This window comes from Kitasatospora sp. NPDC088861 (assembly GCF_044750105.1).
In the GTDB taxonomy this organism is placed as follows: Bacteria; Actinomycetota; Actinomycetes; order Streptomycetales; family Streptomycetaceae; genus Kitasatospora.
In genome coordinates this window covers 36,550-56,367 of the sequence record NZ_JBIVJF010000007.1, presented here as the reverse complement: position 1 = coordinate 56,367, position 19,818 = coordinate 36,550, and the positions used below count along the sequence as shown (strand labels likewise).

The window sequence follows — 19,818 nt, the reverse complement described above, 5'->3', positions numbered from 1 at the left end:
ATTGATACCTGAGAGCGATCTTTTGCGTGCATAGCGTTACGTCGCACTCCCTTCGCACGCCCCCATCCGCCCCCTGAGGTGCCCCGCCATGCTCAAAATCCGTACCGCGCCCCGCCCCCGAACGTTCGCCGCGCGCCTGGACTCGCGGACCGAATCCACCCCCGTCGCCCGGCAGTTGCTCCGCGCCTACCTCGCCGCCCTCCCCACCGGCGACCGCTACCGCGACACCGCCGAACTCCTCCTCGGCGAACTCTTCGCCAACGCCGTCCAGCACACCGACGCCCCCACCGACCGCCTCATCGAGATCCGCTTCGCCCTCGTCCGCGACCGCCTGCGCCTCGAAGTCCACGACGCCGGCACCGGCCGCCCCTCCCTCCACACCCCCACCCCCGAGGACGAACACGGACGCGGCGTCCTCCTCGTCAACGAACTCGCCGAGAAGTGGGGCTGCTGCCCCCGCGCCGGCGGGGTCGGCAAGTTCGTCTGGGCCCTGATCGCCCCCGCACCCTCCCCCACTTCCACCCTCCTCACCGTCTGAACAGGTGCCCACCATGCGACTCCCCCTCACCGCCCGCCACCTGTTCGACACCGGCTCCACCCCCGCCGACGCCTACGCCACCCTCGCGCGCCGCACCCGCGAGCCCCTGCGCTCAGCCCGCGCCGTCTGCACCGCCCTCGGCATCCCCGCCGCCGAAACCCAACGCCGCCTCGACGACTGCTTCGACGCCCTCCTCGCCAACCCCCGCCCCGGCACCGAGAACGACACCGGCGAACTCCTCGAAGCCCTCGGCGTCTTCGACATCCCCAAGACCCCCGACGACCGCGACCTCGCCGTCATCGAACTCTTCCTCACCGCCATCGACGCCCACGGCAGCATCCGCGCCGGCCACCAACACGGCCTCACCCGCTGGTTCACCACCGGCAACCTCACCACCGCCTACCTCTCCCTCACCGCCACCCAACCCCACCCCACCACCGGCGACCCCACCCACTACTGGACCACCCTCACCACCGCCGGCGAACTCCTCACCGCCACCCCCAACCCCGACCCCCGCCTCAAACCCGCCCTCACCCACTGCCGCACCCGCGCCAAGGCCGCCACGCCATGCTGACGCGCCGCCCCAACACCCTCGACCCGCCAGCGCGTTACAGGAGCATCGGGCGCCGAACGGGCCGATCTCCGCCGTCCGTCCCGGCGCGGCCCCGCAACCCACCGGACACACCGGACGGACACCGACACACCGAAACGGAGACGCCAGATGGCACACACCCTCGCCCCGCCGTGGGGCACGACCAGGATGCGCCCCTTCCCGGAGACCACCACGGTCCCCTCGGGCACCCCCGTCATCGACCCCGACACGCAGATCGCCGTGATCGTGGACGGCAGCGGCCGCACGGTCGAGTTCGGCGCTCACGGCACCAGCACCAGCGGCCTCACGCCCACCACGACCAGGCCCGGTGACGGGGCCGGACCGGGCGGGTCCACCGACTCGGACACCACCGAGTCCTACGACCAGGACCAGAGCGCCGGCTGATGACCCACCAACGCGGGTCGGTGCTGGTGCTGACCAACCCTCACGACGTGACCACCGACGTGGTCCTGCGCATCCTCGCGCAGCGCCGCGTTCGCGTGCTTCGCCTCGACCCCGGCACCGACCTGCACACGGGTGCCTCGCTGACCGCCGCGTACCGCACGGGCGGCCGGCGGGGCACCCTGCGCACCCCGAGCCGGGAACTCGACCTGACCCACGTGCGCTCGGTCTGGGTCCGACGTCCCTCCCCTTACGAGGGACCGCCCGAACTGCACGGCCAGGACCGGCGCTTCGCCGCCACGCAGTCCCTGTGGGGTGCCGGGGGCATCCTCGCCTCCCTTCCGGGGGCGCACTACGTCAACCACCCCTGGCACAATCGGGCCGCGGAGTACAAACCGGCGCAACTGGCCAGCGCGCAGCGGCTCGGGTTCACGCTCCCGGACACCCTGATCACGAACGACCCGGCGGAGGCGCGCGCCTTTGCTGCCCAGCACACCGGCGGGGTCGTCTACAAACCGCTGTGGAACACGTCGTACACCGTGAACGGAACGCCCCGGACGGTGTGGGTGCGGGAGGTGGAACCCCGCGAGATCACCGACGCGGTCGCCGTCTGCCCCCACCTGTTCCAGGCCACGGTGGTGAAGGCGTTCGACGCCCGGGTGACGGCCGTCGGCGACCGGCTGTTCGGGCTCCGGATCGCCAGCCCGGACCTCGACTGGCGGCGCCGGCAGAACCTGATGTCCTGCACGCCGGTCACGGTCCCCCCGCCCGTCGCGCGGTCCATCGCCGGCTACCTCGCCGACTTCCGCCTCGTGTACGGCGCATTCGACTTCGCCGTGACACCCGACGGCTCCTGGCAGTTCCTGGAGTGCAACCCGAACGGCCAATGGGCCTGGCAACCCGAGCAGGTGACGGACGCCATCGCCCAGGCCATCGCCAACCAGCTAGAGAAGGGACCCAACCCGTGAACCAGTCCACCGAGTTGCGCGCAGCCCTCGTCGACCGGCTCGCCTCGGACGGTGCGCTCACCGACCCGGCGTGGCGCGAGGCCGCCGAGGCCGTCCCACGCGAGGCCTTCGCGGGCGCCTACTTCGAGGCCGTACCGGGCAGTTCACCGACCGGCTACCGGGCGGTGCTCGACACCTCGCCCGGGTGGCTCGCCGGGATCTACACCGACCGGACGTTGATCACCCAGCTGGACGGCCGGACCCGCCCCCGCGACGTCGACGGCGCCCCGGTCCCCGGCTCGCCCACCTCCTCGTCCACCCTCCCCTCCCTCGTCCTGCGCATGTGGCACCAGCTCGACACCAGGGCCGGGCACCGTGTCCTGGAGGTCGGCACCGGCACCGGCTATTCGACCGCCCTCGGCGCGCACCGCCTCGGGGACACCCACCTCACCAGCATCGAATACGACCCGGTGGTGGCCGAGGCCGCCGCATCCGCGCTCAAGGCCACCGGCTACGCCCCCCGGCTGATCGTCGGCGACGGCCTTCGGGGAGACCCCGACGGCGGCGACTACGACCGGCTCATCGCCACCTGCGCGGTCCGCCACCTCCCCCTGCCCTGGCTGCACCAGGTGAAGCCCGGCGGCAAGATCCTCGTCACGCTCTCCGGCTGGAGCTACGCCTCCGGCCTCGCCCTGCTCACCGTCACCGGCCCCGGCAGCGCCACCGGCCGGTTCCTGCCCGGCCACACCAGCTTCATGATCGCCCGCCCGCACGACCGGCCGCCCCGCCCGAGCCTGGCCCTGCTGCCCGGCGCCGAGCGGCCGACCCGCATCGACCCCGCGGTCATCGGCACCTGGACCGGCAGCTGGATCGCCCAACTCGCCGCCCCCTCCGCCGAACGCATGGGCGCGGACGGCCACCAGATCCTCTCCGACGTAGCCACCGGCTCCCAGGCCCGGACCACGCCGGACCCCGACGGCGGCGGATGGACCGTGGTCCAACGCGGCCCACTGCCCCTCTGGGACCGGGTCGAACAGGCCGTCGAGACCTGGCGGGCAGCCGGCGAACCCCACCAGGAGGAGTTCGGCATCACCGTCTCCCCCTCCGGGCAGCGCGTCTGGATCGGCAGCGAGACCGGGCCGGGCTGGGACCTGCCGATCTGAACCCGGCCCCAGCAGCACGCTGACCAGCCCGCCACGCCGATCAGCCGGCGCCTGGCGGCCGACGGCGCCTCTACGATCCGAGGCACGTACCACCTGCGGCACGGATGCAGCAGTCCACTGCCGAAGTTGGCCGCTCCCGGAGACCAGCTGACTGTCCACCAGGAGCGGCCATGACCCTCACCGTGCCGTGGAACCCGACCGCGCTCGCCGAGTTGCGCGATTGCCTGGACCTGATGACCGCCGACACCACCGTCCCCGGCGGCGTCATCGCCCACGGCACCCACGACACCGAGCCCGGCTACCTGGCCTCCGGCGTCGTCGCCCCCGAGTGCGGCGACGCCCGACCGGGCCCGGACACGGTGTACGACGTGGCGTCGCTGACGAAGGTGCTGGCCACCTTGCCGCTGGGTTTCAGTGGCGGTCGCTGAGGCTGGTGACCAAGGCGGCCAGTCGGTCCATCGCGTGGGCCACACCGAGCCCGTCCATGTAGTCGCGGACGTGCACGATCCGGCCGTTGCGGACCCGGATCACCAGGAGGCCGGGAATGCTGAAGGTCCGGCCGGTTGTGGTCACGGTCCCGGTGACGACCTGCTCGACGGTGATCACCTCGGGGTCGGTGCTCTCGTGTACGGCGACTTCGCGGATCTCCTGCGGTTGCGCCGGGCTGGCACCCCAGGCCGCTCGGTAGCCCGCGCGGACCTCTTCGCGTCCCTCATAGCGCGCCGGCATACCGGGGGAGAGGAACGGGAACTCGTGGACGGCGTCGACCGTGTAGAGATCGGCCAGGTCGTCCGCGGACTTGTCGAGCATCGCCCGCTGGTAGCGGGCCAGGACCTCACGAGGGCCGGGGCTGGCGGAGGTTATATCCGACATGGCGCTTGGGCTCCGTTCGGTCACCACACGGCCGAGCTCTTTCGGGCGATGGGCCGGGACTTCGGGTGTGCGGATGTGGCCATGGCCTCCAAGATCCGCTTGTGACACCCGACTTGGAGGCCCGCTTGACCGCACCTTACGTGAAGGTCGACGACGGGATCGGAGGAACATGATGGATGGGACGACCACCCCGGGCGGGCGCCGGGCGGGAACTCACTCGCGCGCGGGCATGTCGGGGTCTACTGGTGACCCAAGAACCTTTTTTCACCGATCAGTTGGGGGATCCCTGTGTTCCGCAGCAGCGAGCCGCGCAAGTTCCACATCCCCACCGACCGCGAGACCGCCGAGGAGTGGGGCGGGCGGATCGCCGTCCTGCGCGACGCGCCGCCCGAGTGGTTCGTCCTCCTCGGGCGGATGGGCAGCGACGGCTACCTCTGCCACGTCGATCTGAACTACCACCTGAAACGCGAGCTCATCGCGATCGTCCAGACCTCCCGGCCCGTCCCCGACGGCTTCCGGGTGAAGTCCCTGACCACCCCCGGATCACAGCTCTTCAACTTCCTCGGCAACTCCGGCCGCATCGACCCGCGCCACCACCTGGGCCCGCTCGACCCCGAATCCATCAGCGCCGGCGAGATCCGCCTGGACGGCGAGCCCGTCCCCGTCGAGATCCACCACAGCCACGGCTGCCGCAGCGCCCTGATCCCCCGCCTCCCCGGTCAGGAGGGCTACGTGATCGTCACCGCACCCGACGAGCACTGGACGTCCGTCCTCGATCTGCTCCTTCAGCCTCCGTCGGCGTTCTGACGCTGCCTCAACACATCACCCCAAGGTGGGGTTTGGCTCAATGAACCCCACCTTCCGTGCCGAGAAGCGAACGGGGTGGCGGCGCTGAGGGCTGCCACCCCGCCGACCTTTCGACACCCAGAGGGATTACGCGGGCGGGATCGGACCGAGGAAGGTGCCGCCGGAGGCGTCGATGGTCTGGCCGGTCACCCAGCGGCCCTGCGGGCCCGCCAGGAAGCCCACCACGTCCGCGACGTCCTCCGGCTGGCCGATCCGGCCGAGTGCGGTGATCGATTCGAGCCCGGCCATCGCCTCGGGGACGCCCGTCCACTGGGACGTCATGTCGGTGAGGATCACGCCGGGGTTGACGGTGTTCACGGTGATCCCGCGCCGGCCGAGCTCGTTGGCGAGCGGTGCGGCGAGGGCCACCAGCGCCGTCTTGCTGACGGTGTAGCCGATCTGCACCGGGGAGCCGATCCGGGTGGCCGCCGAGGCCACGTTGACGATCCGCCCGCCGTCCCGCAGCAGCGGAATCGCCCGCTGGATCACGAAGATCGGCGTGCGCACGTTGATCGCCATCAACCGGTCGAACTCCTCCTCCGTGAGCTGCCCGATCGACCCGGCCAGGTGGATGCCCGCGTTGTTGACCAGGATGTCCAGGCCTGCCCCGCCGTCCCCACCGGGCTCGCCGTGCTCCGCCAGCCCGGCGGCGAGGCCCTCGAACAGCTGGTCCAGCGCGCCGTTCTCGCCGAACCGGGCCCGCACCGCGAACGCCCGGCCGCCTGCCTTGGCGATCAGCTCCACGGTCTCCGCGGCGGCCGCCTCGTTGCCGCCGTAGTGGACCGCGACCAGCGCCCCGTCGGCGGCGAGCCGCTGTGCCACCGCCCGCCCGATCCCGCGCGAGCCGCCCGTCACCAGTGCCGTCCTGCCGTCCAGTTCGCCCACGATCGCCTCTTTCCTCGTGCCGCCCCCGGTCGGATCCGGGGCCGGTCTCCCGCCGTCACGACCCGATGCCGGACAACCCTTCATGTATGCCCGGGGCCGGATAGCTGATGCCACCCGCCCGCACGACCACCCGCACGACCACCCGCTCAGGCCCGGAACAACGGCTCGTACGCGCCGCCCTCCTCGGCGTTGAGCAGGACGTACGCGGGCCCGAGTCCGACCGCGACCTCCCGCAGCCGGGCCAACGCCGCTGCCACGCCCGGGACTTCGAGGCCGAGCGCGGCGGCGGCCGCGTCCCGCTCCGCGTACAGGCCGGGCTCGTCCTCCAGGTACTCCTCCGCGGCCTCCGCGCTCTCCTCCACCGTCAGCCGCGGGCAGTCCCGCCACCACGGCACGGCCAGCAGCAGCCGGACCAGCTCCGGCAGCCCGACGGCCAGCACCGCCGCGCCGCCCTCCGAGTCGGCGTACAGGACGGGACGCTCCTCGCCGCCCTCCCCGCACAGGAAGAAGGTGCCGCCCGCACCGTCCTTGGCCACCGGCTCCAGGGCCTCGCCGGAGGCGAGCACCACCTCCTCGACGTGCGGGTAGTGGTCGAGGCTGAGGTCGCCCGGCCAGGCCAGGTAGTCGAGGGCGGCGGGGTTGGCGCGGATCACGTCGAGCAGCGGGGTCGTCGGCATGGCGGCCAGCCTAGAACTCGGCGGTGACACTCACGACGGCGGCCGATCGGGGGTGTTCGCCAGCCCTCGTCTCCGACTCGCCCCGGGTGGGGAGTTGATCTCCACGGCGCAGCCGTTGTTGGGTGGCTCCTGTTGCTCTGACCCCCAGCGGCGAAGGAATGTGACACGGTGGACGAGAAATTACCTCCGGACGAGCGGGCCGCACTGTTCGAGGCGCAGCGGCCCCGGCTGCGGGCCGTGGCGTACCGGATGCTCGGCTCGGTGAGCGAGGCCGAGGAGGCCGTCCACGAGGCCTGGCTGCGCTACGACCGCACCGACGCCTCCGACGTGCAGAACCTCCCCGGCTGGCTGACCACGGTGGTCTCGCGGGTCTGCCTCAACCTGCTGCGCGGCCGGGAGCTGCGCCGCGAGGAGCCGCCGGAGGCCGAGGCGGGTGAGCCGGGCCCGACGCGCATCCCGGACCCGCTGCTGCGGCGCGAGGGGGTGGCCGACCCCGGGCAGGAGGTGCTGCTCGGGGACTCGGTGGGCCTGGCACTGATGGTGGTGCTGGAGTCGCTGGCCCCGGCCGAGCGGGTCGCCTTCGTGCTGCACGACCTGTTCGCGGTGCCGTTCGCCGAGATCGCCCCGCTGATCGAGCGGACGGCGGCCGCGACCCGCCGGCTGGCCGACCGGGCCCGCCGCCGGGTTCAGGACCAGGCGCCGGCGCCCGACCCGGACCCGGGCCGTCAGCAGGCCGCCGTGGACGGCTTCTTCGCGGCCGCCCGCGCCGGCGACCTGGGCGCGCTGGTGGCTGTGCTCGCCCCGGGCGTGGTGCTGCGCTCGGACGGCGGCGCGGTGCGGGCCGGGCACCCGGTGGTGCTGGCGGGCGCGACCGCCGTGGCCGACCAGCCGGTGCTGTGGGGCGGGCTGTCGCCGTTCGCCCGCCCGGCGCTGGTCAACGGCGCCGCGGGCGCGGTGGCGATCGGCGAGGGCGGGCGGCCGCTGTCGGTCATGGCGTTCACCGTGGTGGACGGCGCGATCGCGGCGATCGAGGTGCTCACCGATCCGGAGCGGCTGGCGGCGCTGGACCTCTCGGCGTTCCGCGGCTGAACGCGGCGGGCGAGAGGGAGGCCGACCGCCCTCTCACCCGCCCGCGCCGGTCGGCGCCGCGCGTCCCCGGGACGCGCCGTCACCAGCCCTGCGCGACGACCCAGTCGGCGAGGTGGCGGGCGCAGGCGTCGACCGACTCGCGCCAGGTGTGGCTCGCGCCCTCGCCGGCCTCGTCGCTGACGTGCTTGACCAGGCGCACCGGCACCCCGAAACGGTGGGCGACGGCGGCGACGGCGTAGCCCTCCATGTCGACCAGGTCGGCGTGCTCGGCGAGCCGGTCGCGGGCCGCCGGGTCGGAGACGAAGAGGTCGCCGGTGGCCAGCACCGGCCCGTCGCCCTTGCCGACCACCAGCGGGGCGCCGTAGCTGCGGCCGGTGAGCGCCAGCAGGGCCGGGGTGTCGAGGTCGTGCTGGATGACCTGGACGACGTGGTGGGTGCCCTCCCAGCCGGGGCGCAGCGCGCCGGCCGTGCCGAGGTTGATCACCTCGGACGGCTTCTCGCCCTGGGCGAGGACGGTGGCCAGCGCGGCGGTGGCGTTGATCTTCCCTATTCCGGTGAGCAGGACGGGCAGCCGGTCGTCGAGGTGGGCGGCTTCCTCGCGCACGGCGACGACGAGCAGCGGGCGGTCGGGCGTGATCGTTCCAAGCAGGCGCATGCCGCCCATCGTACGGAGGGTGTCCGCCGAAACCGGGTGCACCGACCGAGCCGGGACCGGTGGCGTCACCGCGGGACCGCCCCCGCCGCCGGCCTTGGGGTCCGTCCTCGGCTCCCCGCGCGCCGACGCGGCAACCGGACCTCGCCGTTCCGGCCTGTCCGAGGAACCGCATAGGGTGCATCCCGCGCCGGACGGTTCACCGCCGGCCGCCGGGCGGCGGGGGCCCCGGAGGCGTGCGGGACCCGTGCGCGGCACGCGCGGGGCAAGCTCAAGATCGGCGCAATTCGGGTGTGGCCACGGGGAGTCACGGCCATACTGCTGGCATCGGCCGGGCCCCGGACAGCGGGCCCGACCCCTGGGGAGGATGAGGCGGGTGGCAACACCAGTAGGTAACGGCGCACCGGGCGCCGTGGTCCCGGCACGGCCGAGCGGCCCGCCGGGCACGGCGCCGGCCGTGCCGGGCGTCCGGGGCGTCCCGGCGTCCGGACCCGGCGCCGCGCCGGCCCGGCGGCCGTCGGCCGGGCCCGCGCCGCGCGGCCTGTCCGGCCTGCGGGCCCGGCTGGCGAACGCCACCCGGACGGCGCCGGGCCGGCTGCGACTGGCCGGGGCGGTGCTCGCGGTGCTGACCGTGGCCTTCGGCGCGCTGACCGCCTGGCAGTTGGAGACCAAGGCGGAGGCCGCCGACCGGGTGGTCCAGCACAGCCAGCCGCTGAGCAAGGACGCGGCCGACATCCACCGCCTGCTGGCCCGCGCCGACACCACGGCGGCCACCGGCTTCCTGCTCGCCGGGGCGGAGACGAAGACCGTGCGCGGCGACTACGAGGACGATCTGGCCTCGGCCACCGACCTGATCACCAAGGCCGCCGCGCAGACCACCATCGGCTCCCCCGCGTACCAGAAGCTCACCGAGCTGAGCAAGCAACTCCCCGTCTACGCCGGCCTGGTGGAGACCGCGCGGGCGAACAACCGGCTGGGCCTGCCGCTCGGTGGCGCCTACCTGCGGTACGCCTCCGAGCAGATGCAGGGCACCCTGCTGCCGCGCGCCGCCGAGCTGACCGCCATCGAGAACGACGAGCTGGACAAGGACTACGCCGAGGCGAAGTCCAGCCCGTGGGCCGCGTACGGCCTGGGGGTGCTCACCCTCGGCGCGCTGGTCTGGGTGCAGCTGACGCTGTTCCGCCGCACCAACCGGGTGTTCAACCCCGGCCTGCTCGGGGCCACCGCCGCCGTCCTGGCCGGGGCGCTCTGGCTGGCCGTCACCGGCCTGACCACCAACGCCGCGCTCCAGCAGAGCTGGAAGCAGGGCGCGCAGCCGCTGCGGGCCCTCAACACCGCCCGGGTGCAGGTGCTTTCCGCCCGGCTGGCGGAGAACCTGAACCTCGTCGCCCGCGGCTCCACCACCGCGTACGCGGACCAGTGGACGACGATCACCCGGCAGCTCGCCGGGGGCGAGCCCGCGAACGTCCCGATGGAGCAGCACTCCGGCTCGCTGCGCCAGGCCCTCGACCTGGCCCCCGCGGACGCCCGGCAGCAGATCGGCGAGGCCGACCGGCAGTACGGGACGTGGCGCACCCGGCACGACGCGGCGCACACCCTGGAGACCCAGCAGGCCGACTACCAGGGCGCGCTGCAGGCGACCGTGACGGCGGACCCGGCCGCCGAGGCGAACACCGCGGACGGCGCCTTCAAGGCCACCGACAAGGCGCTCGACCAGGCCGCCACCACCGAGCAGGACCACTTCGAGCGCTCCGCCAAGGGCACCGAGGGCGACCTCCGGCTCGCCGCCCTCGCGGCCGCGCTGCTCGGCGTGGTGGCCGCAGCCGCCGCACTGCGCGGCCTGGGCCGCCGACTGGCCGAGTACCGGTAGAGGGGGGAACGGACACATGCGCAGGAGAACCGCAGGCACCAGGTCGGCCGCCGTGCTGGCGCTGCTGGCCGCCGGCGCGGCCGTGCTCGGCGGGGGCGGGCCGTCCGGCGCCGCGCCCGCGTCCGCCACGGGCGCACCGCAGGCCGTCCGGTCGACCGGGCAGGACCAGGCCGGGCAGGACCAGGCCGAGTCCTGCGACCTGACCAGCACCGTGCCGCCGAGCACCGTGGACGGCCCGGCGGTGAAGGCCATCAAGGCCAAGGGCACCCTGATCATCGGCGTGGACCAGAACAGCTACCGCTGGGGCGCCCGCAACCCGAACACCGGTGAGCTCGAAGGCTTCGACATCGACCTCGCGAGGGCGATCGGCGCGGCCGTCATGGGCGACCCGGCCAAGGTGGTGCTCAAGCCGGTGTCGACCGCCGGCCGGGTCGACGCCCTCACGGGCAACCAGGTCGACCTGATCGTCCGCACCATGACGATCAGCTGCGCCAACCTGAAGAAGGTCGCCTTCTCCCGGTCGTACTTCAACATCAAGCAGCGGGTCCTGGTGCCCCGGTCGTCCACGGCCAGGAACCTCGACGAGGCGATCAGCGGCAGGACGGTCTGCGCCGCGGACGGCTCGGTGGCCAAGGACGTGCTGAACGCGAAGAAGAGCGCCAAGCAGCTCGTCCTGGTGACCAACCAGCTCGACTGCCTGGTCCGCATGCAGCTCGGCAAGGTCGACGCCACCATGACCGACGACGAACTGGCGGTCGGCCAGGCCGCGCAGGACCAGACGGTGAAGGTGGTGGACGGCTTCGAACAGCCGGAGACGATCGGTGTCGCGATGCGCCAGAACAGCACCGACCTCACCGCCCGGGTCAACCAGGTGATCTCCGACTACTACGCGGACAAGGACAAGGGCTGGCAGAAGTCGTTCGAGCAGTGGGTCCAGCCCTACCTGCCCGAGAACTCCAAGGACCCCGGCCTGTACTGGCCGGCCCGCTGACGCACCGGGCGGCGCACGGGCGTCAGCAGGCCGTTGACGCGGTCTTGACGCCCACCGCCCGCTCCGCCCGAACGGCCACCGGCTAGGGTTCGGGACGATCACCACGGGGAGACCGGTGGTGGGCACGGGGGATGTCGTGGGATCGCACGTCAGGTACGTCGGGATCGCACGCGAGGAAGGAAGGACACGGCGTTGGCGGCTTCGGCTGGCCCGGTACTGAGCCGGGAGGAGGTGGACCGCGCGCTGGCGCGCCTCGGCGCGGAGCGGGACGCGGTCGAGTCGGCGCTGCTCGCCCTCCAGGACCATCCGGGCCTGCGGCTGCTCGACGGCGCCGAACTGGCCGGGCGCACGCTGGAGCGCTGGTCCGTCGCCGGGAAGGGCCTGCCGCTGCTCTGGGCGCTGTTCGACCGCTACGCGGAGGCACTGGCCTCGGCGCGCGCGGTACGGGCCCGCAAGGCCAAGCCCGGCGCGCCCGAACTCGCCGAGCTGAGCGAACTGCTCACCGGCGACGCGGTGACCGTCCCCGGCGGCGCGCTGCCGGACGGCCCGCAGCTGCTCGGCGCGCCCGCCCGGCTGGTCGAGCGGATCAGCCTGGACACGCTGATGACCCGGATGAACTCCTGGTACGCCACCGTGCTGGAGGTGGTCAGCGCCGCCGACGCGGTCTGGTCGGCGCTGCCGGCCCGGATCGACCTGCTGCTGGCCGAACTCCACCGGGTGGGCAACCTCGCCGCCTCGCTCGGCGTGCGGGCCGGCGGCCACCCGCTCGCCGACGACCTGGCCGGGCTGGACGCCGACCTCACCGGGCTGCGCGCCGAGGTGCGCGAGGACCCGCTGGCGCTGTGGCGCCCGGCCCGGGTGCCCGCCCAGCGCGGCACCGTGCCGGAGGGCGGCGCCTTCGCCACCCCCGCCGGGGTGGTGGACACCGAGCGGTTCGACCGGGCCGGGCGGGCGCTGGACGGCGTCCGGCTGGAACTGGAGAACCTGCTGCGGCTGCGCGACGACGCCGAGGAGCGCCTCCAGGGCGTCGGCGACCTGCTCCAGCGGGCCGACGCCACCCTGGCCGAGGCCCGCCGGGCGCGCGGCGAGGTGCTGGCGAAGATAGCCTCCAGCGACGTCCCGGCGGTGCCCGGGCCTGCCTCGGCGCTGCGCGAACGGATCGTGACGGCACTGGAGTTGCGCCAGGGCGGCCAGTGGGGCCGGTTGGCGCCGCTGCTGGACACGCTGGAGGACGCCGCCGCCAAGGAGCTGGCCCGGGCCCGGCAGTCGCTCACCGAGGTGACCCAGCCGCTGGCCGTCCGCGCCGAACTGCGCGGCCGGCTGGACGCGTACAAGGCGATGGCCGCCCGGCTGCGGGTCTCCGAGGACCCGGAAGTGATCGAGCGGTACGAGAAGGCGCGCTGGCTGCTGTGGAGCGCGCCCTGCGACCTGCGGGCGGCGGCCGCCGCGGTGGCCCGCTTCCAGCAGTCGCTGCGGCCGGCGCAGGCCGAGGCCGCACAGGAGACGACCGGCCACACGCCGGTCGACGGACAGGTCCAGGGGGGCTGAGGTTGATGGGCGGGACGTGCGTACGGCCGGAGTGCTCCGGCAACGGCAGGATCGACGCGGACGGCTACTGCGACGAGTGCGGGCTCGCCCCGGCCGCGGTGTCCTCCAAGGCTTCCGGGGCTTCCGGGGCCTCCAAGGCCACCGGGGCGCCGGCCGCCGGCCCCGGCGCGCCCTGCCCGAGGGACTGCTCCGGCGCCATCGACGCCGACGGCTACTGCGACGAGTGCGGCCTCACCCCGCCCGGCGGCGACACCGGCGTCACCCAGCCCTACGTCCCGTCCTCCCGGCTCTCCGCCGACTCGGCGCGCAGCGGCTCGATCCGCTCGACCCGCACCGGCTCGGCCCGCTCGATGTCCGGCCGCTCCCGCTCGCACCGCTCGACCCGCACCGGCAGCAGCCGCTCGGTCTCGGTGCGCAGCACCCGAGGCAGCGTCAGCGCGGGCACCCGCAACCGGCTGGGCGCCGGCCTGGTGACGGTGCCGACCGTCGAGACGGCCGATCCGTCGCTGGCGGTGCTGGAGAACCCGGAGGTCCCGGAGCGCAAGCGGTTCTGCTCCAAGTGCGAGACCCCGGTGGGCCGGGAGAAGAACGGCCGGCCGGGCCGCCCGGACGGCTTCTGCACCAAGTGCGGCACGCCGTACTCGTTCACGCCCAAGCTGCGCCGCGGCGACCTGGTCGGCGGGCAGTACGAGGTGGTGGGCTGCCTGGCGCACGGCGGCCTCGGCTGGATCTACCTGGCGATCGACCGGCGGGTCAACGACAAGTGGGTGGTCCTGAAGGGCCTGCTGGACACCGGGGACGAGGACGCGCTCGCCGTGGCCGTCGCCGAGCGCCGCTTCCTGGCCGAGGTGGACCACCCGAACATCGTCCGGATCATCAACTTCGCCGAGCACCTGGACGTCGGCTCCGGCTCCACCGACGGCTACATCGTGATGGAGTACGTCGGCGGCAAGTCGCTCAAGGACATCGCCAACGACCGCCGCACCCCGGACGGCCGGCGCGAGCCGCTGCCCGTCGAGCAGGCGATCGCGTACGCGCTGGAGGCACTGCCCGCGCTCGGGTACCTGCACAGCCGGGGCCTGATCTACTGCGACTTCAAGATCGACAACGTGATCCAGAGCGGCGACACGCTCAAGATCATCGACATGGGCGCCGTCTGCCGCCTCGACCACGACGGCCCGATCTACGGCACCGTCGGCTACCAGGCCCCGGAGATCGCCACCCACGGCCCCTCCCCCGCCTCCGACCTCTACACCGTGGCCCGCACCCTCGCGGTGCTCACCTTCGACTTCCAGGGCTACAGCACCACCTACCGGGACACCCTGCCCGGCCCCGAGGACGTCGAGGTCTTCGCCCGCTACGAGTCGTACTACCGCTTCCTGGTCCGCGCCACCGACCCGGACCCGGCCCGCAGGTTCTCCTCCGCCGACGAGATGGCCGACCAGCTCACCGGCGTGCTGCGCGAGATCCTCGCCCTCCAGGACGGCCGGGCCCGGCCCGCCCTGTCCACCCTCTTCGGCCCCGAACTACGCGTCGTGGACACCGAGTTGGTCATGCCCACCGAGCAGCCCGGACAGCTCCTGGTGACCGCCCTCGACCCGGCCGCCGCCGCCCTCGCGCTGCCCGTCCCGCGCGTCGACCCCGGCGACCCCAACGCCGGCTTCCTCGCCACCCTGCTCGCCACCGACCCCGAGGAGGCGCTCGCCGCCCTGTCCGGCGCGCCCGCCCTCTCCATCGAACGGCGGCTGCGCGAACTGCGCGCCCACCTCGAACTCGGCCGCCGCGCCGCCGCCGAGGAGGCCCTCGACGCCCTGGAACGGGAGTACCCGGACGACTGGCGGGTCGTCTGGTACCGCGGCCTGGTCGCCCTGGTCGGCGCCGTGCACGGGCCGGACGGCCCGGACGGCCCTGGCAGCTCGATCGCCCTGGTCGGCGCCGTGCACGGGCCGGACGGCCCGGACGGCCCGGCTTCGCCCGACGAGGCCGGGCTGCGCGCCGCCGCCGAGGCCTTCGACGCGGTCTACGACGCCTTCCCCGGCGAGGCCGCCCCCAAGCTGGCCCTCGCCATCTGCGCCGAGCTCCTCGGCGACGGCGGCGACGCCGCCGAGTTCTACCGACTGGTCTGGACCACCGACCCGGCCTACCTCAGCGCCGCCTTCGGGCTCGCCCGGGTCCGGCTGGCCGAGGACGACCGGCCCGGTGCCGTCCGCGTCCTGGAGTCCGTCCCGGCCACCTCCAACCAGTACACCGCCGCCCGGATCGCGGCCGTCCGCGCCCGGCTGCGCGAACGGCCCGCCACCGACCCGCTCGCCGCCGACCTCGGCGCCAGCTCCGACCAGCTGACCGCGCTGCGCCTGGACGACCGCCGCCGCGAGGAACTGGCCGTCGAACTGCTCGGCGCCGCCCTCGGCTGGGTCACCGCGGGCTCGACCGGCGCCCAGCAGGGCGGCGGCACCACGGTGCTGGGACGACCTGCGGTGGAGCGGGAACTGCGCTTCGCCCTGGAACAGTCCTACCGGGTACTCGCCCGGTTGGCCGACCGGGCCGAGACCAGGATCGAGATGGTGGAGCGGGCCAACCGCGCCCGCCCCAGGACGTGGGTGTAGCCGATGCCGCAGCAGACCGTGTGCCCGAGCTGTTCCGAACCGCTGGAGCCGGAGGACGCCTACTGCGGCGCCTGCGGCGCCAGCCGGGACGGCCGGACCGCCCCGGGCGCGATGCCCGCGAACTGGGCCACCGGCCGGGCCGAGGGCGTCCCGCCCCAGCACGGGCCGGTCTGCGCGCACTGCGGGCTGCCGCAGGTCACCGCGGACGGCTACTGCGAGGCGTGCGGCGGCGCCCAGCCGCGCCCGCGCGACCACATGGAGAAGTCCCTCGCGGGCGTCGCCGGGGTCAGCGACCGCGGCGTGCGCCACCACCGCAACGAGGACTCCTTCACCATCGCCGCCACCTCGCTGCCCGGCGGCGAGCCGGTCGTGGTCGCCGTGGTCTGCGACGGCGTCTCCTCCTCCGACCGGCCTGACGAGGCCTCCGAGACCGCCGTCGACGCCGCCTCCGAGTCGCTGCTGAGCGCCCTGGAGGCGGGCCGCGAACCCACCGCCGCCATGCGCCAGGCCATCGCCGACGCCGCCGGGGCCGTCGCCGACCTCGCCCAGGCCGGCCCCGGGCCCGCCCGGCCCGACCTCAACGCGCCCGCCTGCACCTACGTCAGCGCCATAGCCTCCGGCGGCCGGATCACCATCGGCTGGGTCGGCGACACCCGCGCCTACTGGATCCCGGACGACCGCGCCGGCGCCGAGCCCTTCCGGCTCACCCAGGACGACTCCTGGGCGGCCCGGATGGTCGAGGCCGGGCTGATGAGCGAGGCCGAGGCGTACGCCGACCCGCGCGCCCACGCGATCACCGGGTGGCTCGGCGCCGACGCCGAGGAGGTCGTCCCGCACACCCTCGACTTCACGCCGCACGTCCCCGGGGTGCTGCTGATCTGCACCGACGGGCTGTGGAACTACGCCGAGGCCGCCACCGACCTGGCGTACTTCGTCCGGCCGGACGCCCGCACCGAACCGCTCGCGGCGGCACAGACCCTGGTGAAGTTCGCGATCGCCGCCGGCGGCCACGACAACATCACCGTCGCCGTCCTGCCGATCGACCCGCCGGCCGCGGGCGCCGCTGCCGGCGTCGGTGCCGATGTCGATGCCGAGGACCAGGGCGAGGACGAGGACGACCCCCGGACCGCCACCGCGCTCGACCTGCCGCTGATCACCGCGGCGGGTGCCAGGCGCGCCGCCGAGGAGGACGAGGACTACGAGCCGACCCTGCCGGACCTCCCGGTGATCGGCTCCCCCGCCGCCCCGCTGCCCCCCGCCGCCCCGCCGGCGCCCCCCGCACCGCCCACCGCTCCCGCCGCACCCACCGTCCCCCCGCAGCCGCCGCACCCGCCGACGGCCTGACCGGACGCCGCCCGCCCGGGGCCGACCCCGGCGGTCACCCGGTCCGCCGGCCCGCCCCCGACGCGGCCGGCCCCCACCGACCGATCCGTACCGACGACCCTTCCGACGGGAGCCACCGGCCCATGGCAACACTGGCGAAGCCGAACCTGCCCAGGTTCGACGTGGAGATCTTCCAGAACGAGTACCTTGCCGACGGCGCCCGCGAGGTCAACGCCATCGTCACGGTCACCGCGACCGGCGGCGGCACCTCCGGCGGCCGCCCGCTCGGCATCGCCGACGCGGGCGGCCCGCAGAGCGCCGACACCGCCGCGGCCGTGGTGATCCTGGTGGACTGCTCGGGCTCGATGGACTACCCCAAGACCAAGATCAACGGCGCCCGCGAGGCCACCGCCGCCGCCATCGACGCGCTGCGCGACGGCACCGCCTTCGCCGTGGTCGCCGGCACCCACGAGGCCCGCGACATCTACCCCGGCGACGGCACCCTCGCCACCGCCTCCGCCACCACCCGCGGCCACGCCAAGGAGTCCCTGCGCCGCCTCACCGCCGCCGGCGGCACCGCGATGGGCACCTGGCTGGCCAAGGCCGACAAGCTCTTCCTGACCCGCCGCGACATCGCCATCCGGCACGCCGTCCTGCTCACCGACGGCAACAACGAGCACGAGTCGGCGGTCGACCTGGAACGCGCCATCGAGCGGGTCACCGGACACTTCACCGCCGACTGCCGCGGCGTCGGCACCGACTGGCGGATCGACGAGCTGCGCAAGATCTCCTCGGCGCTGCTCGGCACCGTCGACATCGTCGCCGAACCCTCCGGCCTGGCCGAGGACTTCCGCTCGATGATGGCCGGCGCCATGGGCAAGCAGGTCGCCGACGTCGCGCTGCGGATCTGGACCCCGGCCAACGCCGCGGTCAAGTTCGTCAAGCAGGTCGCCCCCGCGGTCGAGGACCTCACCGCCCGGCGCGCCGAGGCCGGCCCCCGGGCCGGCGACTACCCCACCGGCTCCTGGGGCGACGAGAGCCGCGACTACCACGTCTGCGTCGAGGTCCCGGCCGCCTCCATCGGCAACGAGATGCTCGCCGCCCGGATCAGCCTGGTGCTGCCCCCGCAGGTCGGCAGCGGCACCCCCGAGGTGCTCTCCCAGGGCCTGGTCAAGGCGGTGTGGACCGACGACCTGGCCTCCTCCACCCGGATCAGCCCGCAGGTCGCCCACTACACCGGGCAGGCCGAGCTGGCCTCCTCCATCCAGGAGGGCCTGGAGGCCCACCGGGCCGGGGACGTCGACACCGCCACGTCCAAGCTGGGCGCCGCCGTCCGGATCGCGCACGCGACCGGCAACGAGGGCACCTACAAACTGCTGCAGAAGGTGGTGGACGTGGTGGACCCGAAGGAGGGTACGGTTCGGTTCCGTAAGAACGTGAGCGAGGCCGACTCGATGACCCTTGAGACCCGGTCGACCAAGACGGTGCGTGTGAAGAAGTGACCGCTGAAGACGTGACCGGGCCGACGACCCGGTGCGACGCCGCCCCAAGCCGGCTCGATGTGAGGGGGAACTGATGCCGATCTGCCCGAGGGGCCACGAGTCGCAGGCCGAGGACTGGTGCGACTTCTGCGGCTTCCCGATGACTCCGCCGGCCCCGACGCCGCCCGGAGCCCACCCGGGAGCCCACGGGTCCCACGGGGCCCATCCGGGGGCGTACGGCTCCCACCCGGTGCCCGGGGCACCCGCCTCGCCCGAGGCACCCGACTCGTTCGAGCAGTCCAGGCACCCGGACCACCGCGGCACGCCCTACGGCGCGCCGCTGTCGCCTCCGCCGATGCCGCCGGGGAGCGTCCCGCCGCAGCCCGGCGCGATGCCGCCGCCACCGGCCCAGGGCCACCCCAACCTGACCGAGGGCCTGACGGTCTGCCCGATCTGCCGCAGCCCGCAGACCGGACGGTTCTGCGAGGAGTGCGGGTACGACTACGAGCTCTCCACCCCCTCGCGCCGCCAGCCGCCGCTGAACATCCCGGCGGCGTACGGCGGCGCGCCGGCCGCACAGCCGCCGTTCGGCCAACCGCCGTACGGCCAACCGCCCCTCCCGCAGCAGCCGCAGCCGCAGCACACCCAGCACCCGCAGCAGGCCCCCGCGCCCGCGCACACCTACGGCTACCCTCCCTCCCTGCCCGCCAACGGGCAGGAGGGGCCCACGCCGGAGGGCGCGTTCCCCGAGGCCCCCGTCCGCGAGGACTCCGGCCCGGTGTACGCCGAGCCCCCCGGACCGAACAACCGCGGCGGCGACTTCGGCACCTCGTTCCACCTCGCCCCGCCGCATCAGCAGCAGCCGCAGCAACCCCAGCAGCCGCAACCGACGGCCGCCCCCGCGAAGCCGCTCCGGGCCAACTGGATCGCGGTGGTCTCGGCCGACCGCGAGTACTTCACCGAGATGATGGCCCGCAGCGGCCCCGAGGCGGCCGGCCTGTTCTTCCCGCCGTACTGCCCCGAGCGGCGCATCCCGCTGACCGGCCGCGGCCAGCTGCGGATCGGGCGGCGCAGCCAGCACCGCGGCACCGTGCCGGAGATCGACCTGTCGGTGCCGCCGGAGGACCCGGGCGCCTCGCACCAGCACGCGATGCTCGCCGAACAGGCGGACGGCAGCTGGGTCCTGGTGGACCAGGACTCGACCAACGGCACCACCGTGAACGGCGGCGCGGAGCCGATCGCCCCGCACACCGCCGTGCCGCTGAACGACGGCGACCGGATCCACATCGGAGCCTGGACGACGATCACGGTGCACCGCGCCTGAAAGGCCGTCGG

Annotated in this window: 19 protein-coding genes; 15 read left to right on the top strand and 4 right to left on the bottom strand. The window is 74.2% G+C overall.

Annotated features, from left to right (window positions below):
- Positions 1–88: 88 nt before the first annotated feature.
- The 6 genes from ACIP37_RS15205 (at position 89) to ACIP37_RS15180 (ending at position 4,070) form a co-directional block, all read left to right on the top strand.
- Positions 89–538 (top strand): ATP-binding protein, encoded by a 450-nt coding sequence (locus ACIP37_RS15205; protein ID WP_400843983.1) that lies wholly within the window; start codon positions 89–91, stop codon positions 536–538.
- A 13-nt stretch (positions 539–551) separates the two neighbouring features.
- Positions 552–1,112, top strand: a complete 561-nt coding sequence (locus tag ACIP37_RS15200) for a hypothetical protein (protein WP_400843980.1) — start codon at positions 552–554, stop codon at positions 1,110–1,112.
- Between the two features lie 147 nt (positions 1,113–1,259).
- Positions 1,260–1,535, top strand: coding sequence for a putative ATP-grasp-modified RiPP (tgmA, locus tag ACIP37_RS15195; RefSeq protein WP_363588642.1), 276 nt, complete (start codon positions 1,260–1,262; stop codon positions 1,533–1,535).
- Complete coding sequence (gene tgmB / locus ACIP37_RS15190) at positions 1,535–2,500, top strand: ATP-grasp ribosomal peptide maturase (protein WP_363632537.1); 966 nt, start codon at positions 1,535–1,537, stop codon at positions 2,498–2,500. Before tgmA ends, tgmB begins: the two co-directional genes overlap by 1 nt.
- The gene (gene tgmC, locus ACIP37_RS15185; RefSeq protein WP_363588638.1) at positions 2,497–3,642 is read left to right on the top strand and encodes an ATP-grasp peptide maturase system methyltransferase; all 1,146 of its coding nucleotides are present in this window, start codon (positions 2,497–2,499) and stop codon (positions 3,640–3,642) included. The genes tgmB and tgmC overlap by 4 nt, the downstream gene beginning before the upstream one ends.
- Positions 3,643–3,812: 170 nt before the next feature.
- Positions 3,813–4,070, top strand: a complete 258-nt coding sequence (locus tag ACIP37_RS15180; RefSeq protein ID WP_400843977.1) for a hypothetical protein — start codon at positions 3,813–3,815, stop codon at positions 4,068–4,070.
- Here the strand turns inward: ACIP37_RS15180 and ACIP37_RS15175 are convergent.
- Positions 4,054–4,515, bottom strand: a complete 462-nt coding sequence (locus tag ACIP37_RS15175; protein ID WP_363588635.1) for a nuclear transport factor 2 family protein — start codon at positions 4,513–4,515, stop codon at positions 4,054–4,056. The two genes, ACIP37_RS15180 and ACIP37_RS15175, sit on opposite strands and share 17 nt — an antisense overlap.
- A 288-nt stretch (positions 4,516–4,803) precedes the next feature.
- Between ACIP37_RS15175 and ACIP37_RS15170 the strand changes: the two genes are divergently transcribed.
- Complete coding sequence (locus ACIP37_RS15170) at positions 4,804–5,322, top strand: hypothetical protein (RefSeq protein ID WP_363588633.1); 519 nt, start codon at positions 4,804–4,806, stop codon at positions 5,320–5,322.
- A gap of 126 nt (positions 5,323–5,448) precedes the next feature.
- On the opposite strand, the gene ACIP37_RS15165 is transcribed toward ACIP37_RS15170, so the two are convergent.
- Together ACIP37_RS15165 and ACIP37_RS15160 are read right to left on the bottom strand one after the other, a co-directional pair.
- On the bottom strand, positions 5,449–6,246 hold the full coding sequence (locus ACIP37_RS15165) for an SDR family oxidoreductase (protein ID WP_363588631.1): 798 nt from the start codon (positions 6,244–6,246) through the stop codon (positions 5,449–5,451).
- A gap of 146 nt (positions 6,247–6,392) precedes the next feature.
- Positions 6,393–6,923, bottom strand: coding sequence for a hypothetical protein (locus ACIP37_RS15160; protein WP_363588629.1), 531 nt, complete (start codon positions 6,921–6,923; stop codon positions 6,393–6,395).
- Positions 6,924–7,091: 168 nt separating this feature from the next.
- Here ACIP37_RS15160 and ACIP37_RS15155 point away from each other — a divergent pair, with 168 nt between their 5' ends.
- Complete coding sequence (locus tag ACIP37_RS15155; RefSeq protein WP_363588627.1) at positions 7,092–8,012, top strand: sigma-70 family RNA polymerase sigma factor; 921 nt, start codon at positions 7,092–7,094, stop codon at positions 8,010–8,012.
- Between the two features lie 79 nt (positions 8,013–8,091).
- On the opposite strand, the gene ACIP37_RS15150 is transcribed toward ACIP37_RS15155, so the two are convergent.
- A complete protein-coding gene (locus ACIP37_RS15150) occupies positions 8,092–8,667 on the bottom strand; it encodes a nucleosidase (RefSeq protein ID WP_244293463.1) in 576 nt (191 codons plus the stop codon).
- A 373-nt stretch (positions 8,668–9,040) separates the two neighbouring features.
- Between ACIP37_RS15150 and ACIP37_RS15145 the strand changes: the two genes are divergently transcribed.
- The 7 genes from ACIP37_RS15145 to ACIP37_RS15115 all read left to right on the top strand — a co-directional run bounded on the left by ACIP37_RS15145 (position 9,041) and on the right by ACIP37_RS15115 (position 19,807).
- Positions 9,041–10,534 carry a hypothetical protein gene (locus tag ACIP37_RS15145; protein ID WP_363588625.1) on the top strand — a complete coding sequence of 498 codons (1,494 nt, stop codon included), beginning with the start codon at positions 9,041–9,043 and terminating at the stop codon, positions 10,532–10,534.
- A gap of 16 nt (positions 10,535–10,550) precedes the next feature.
- On the top strand, positions 10,551–11,525 hold the full coding sequence (locus ACIP37_RS15140) for a transporter substrate-binding domain-containing protein (RefSeq protein WP_363588623.1): 975 nt from the start codon (positions 10,551–10,553) through the stop codon (positions 11,523–11,525).
- 192 nt (positions 11,526–11,717) lie between these two features.
- Complete coding sequence (locus tag ACIP37_RS15135; RefSeq protein ID WP_363588622.1) at positions 11,718–13,073, top strand: hypothetical protein; 1,356 nt, start codon at positions 11,718–11,720, stop codon at positions 13,071–13,073.
- Positions 13,074–13,078: 5 nt separating this feature from the next.
- Positions 13,079–15,679, top strand: coding sequence for a tetratricopeptide repeat protein (locus ACIP37_RS15130; RefSeq protein WP_363588621.1), 2,601 nt, complete (start codon positions 13,079–13,081; stop codon positions 15,677–15,679).
- 3 nt (positions 15,680–15,682) lie between these two features.
- Positions 15,683–17,023 (top strand): protein phosphatase 2C domain-containing protein, encoded by a 1,341-nt coding sequence (locus ACIP37_RS15125; RefSeq protein WP_363588620.1) that lies wholly within the window; start codon positions 15,683–15,685, stop codon positions 17,021–17,023.
- A gap of 122 nt (positions 17,024–17,145) precedes the next feature.
- On the top strand, positions 17,146–18,504 hold the full coding sequence (locus ACIP37_RS15120; protein ID WP_063349411.1) for a VWA domain-containing protein: 1,359 nt from the start codon (positions 17,146–17,148) through the stop codon (positions 18,502–18,504).
- 334 nt (positions 18,505–18,838) lie between these two features.
- A complete protein-coding gene (locus ACIP37_RS15115) occupies positions 18,839–19,807 on the top strand; it encodes an FHA domain-containing protein (protein ID WP_363588619.1) in 969 nt (322 codons plus the stop codon).
- The last annotated feature ends 11 nt before the right edge of the window (positions 19,808–19,818 follow it).

Excerpts from the sequence above, each read along its gene's own strand:
- ACIP37_RS15205 (WP_400843983.1), top strand. The coding sequence starts at position 89 with ATGCTCAAAATCCGTACCGCGCCCCGCCCCCGAACGTTCGCCGCGCGC.
- ACIP37_RS15200 (WP_400843980.1), top strand. The coding sequence starts at position 552 with ATGCGACTCCCCCTCACCGCCCGCCACCTGTTCGACACCGGCTCCACC.
- tgmA (WP_363588642.1), top strand. The coding sequence starts at position 1,260 with ATGGCACACACCCTCGCCCCGCCGTGGGGCACGACCAGGATGCGCCCC.
- tgmB (WP_363632537.1), top strand. The coding sequence starts at position 1,535 with ATGACCCACCAACGCGGGTCGGTGCTGGTGCTGACCAACCCTCACGAC.
- ACIP37_RS15180 (WP_400843977.1), top strand. The coding sequence starts at position 3,813 with ATGACCCTCACCGTGCCGTGGAACCCGACCGCGCTCGCCGAGTTGCGC.
- ACIP37_RS15175 (WP_363588635.1), bottom strand. The coding sequence starts at position 4,515 with ATGTCGGATATAACCTCCGCCAGCCCCGGCCCTCGTGAGGTCCTGGCC.
- ACIP37_RS15160 (WP_363588629.1), bottom strand. The coding sequence starts at position 6,923 with ATGCCGACGACCCCGCTGCTCGACGTGATCCGCGCCAACCCCGCCGCC.
- ACIP37_RS15150 (WP_244293463.1), bottom strand. The coding sequence starts at position 8,667 with ATGCGCCTGCTTGGAACGATCACGCCCGACCGCCCGCTGCTCGTCGTC.
- ACIP37_RS15140 (WP_363588623.1), top strand. The coding sequence starts at position 10,551 with ATGCGCAGGAGAACCGCAGGCACCAGGTCGGCCGCCGTGCTGGCGCTG.
- ACIP37_RS15130 (WP_363588621.1), top strand. The coding sequence starts at position 13,079 with ATGGGCGGGACGTGCGTACGGCCGGAGTGCTCCGGCAACGGCAGGATC.
- ACIP37_RS15125 (WP_363588620.1), top strand. The coding sequence starts at position 15,683 with ATGCCGCAGCAGACCGTGTGCCCGAGCTGTTCCGAACCGCTGGAGCCG.
- ACIP37_RS15120 (WP_063349411.1), top strand. The coding sequence starts at position 17,146 with ATGGCAACACTGGCGAAGCCGAACCTGCCCAGGTTCGACGTGGAGATC.
- ACIP37_RS15115 (WP_363588619.1), top strand. The coding sequence starts at position 18,839 with ATGCCGCCGGGGAGCGTCCCGCCGCAGCCCGGCGCGATGCCGCCGCCA.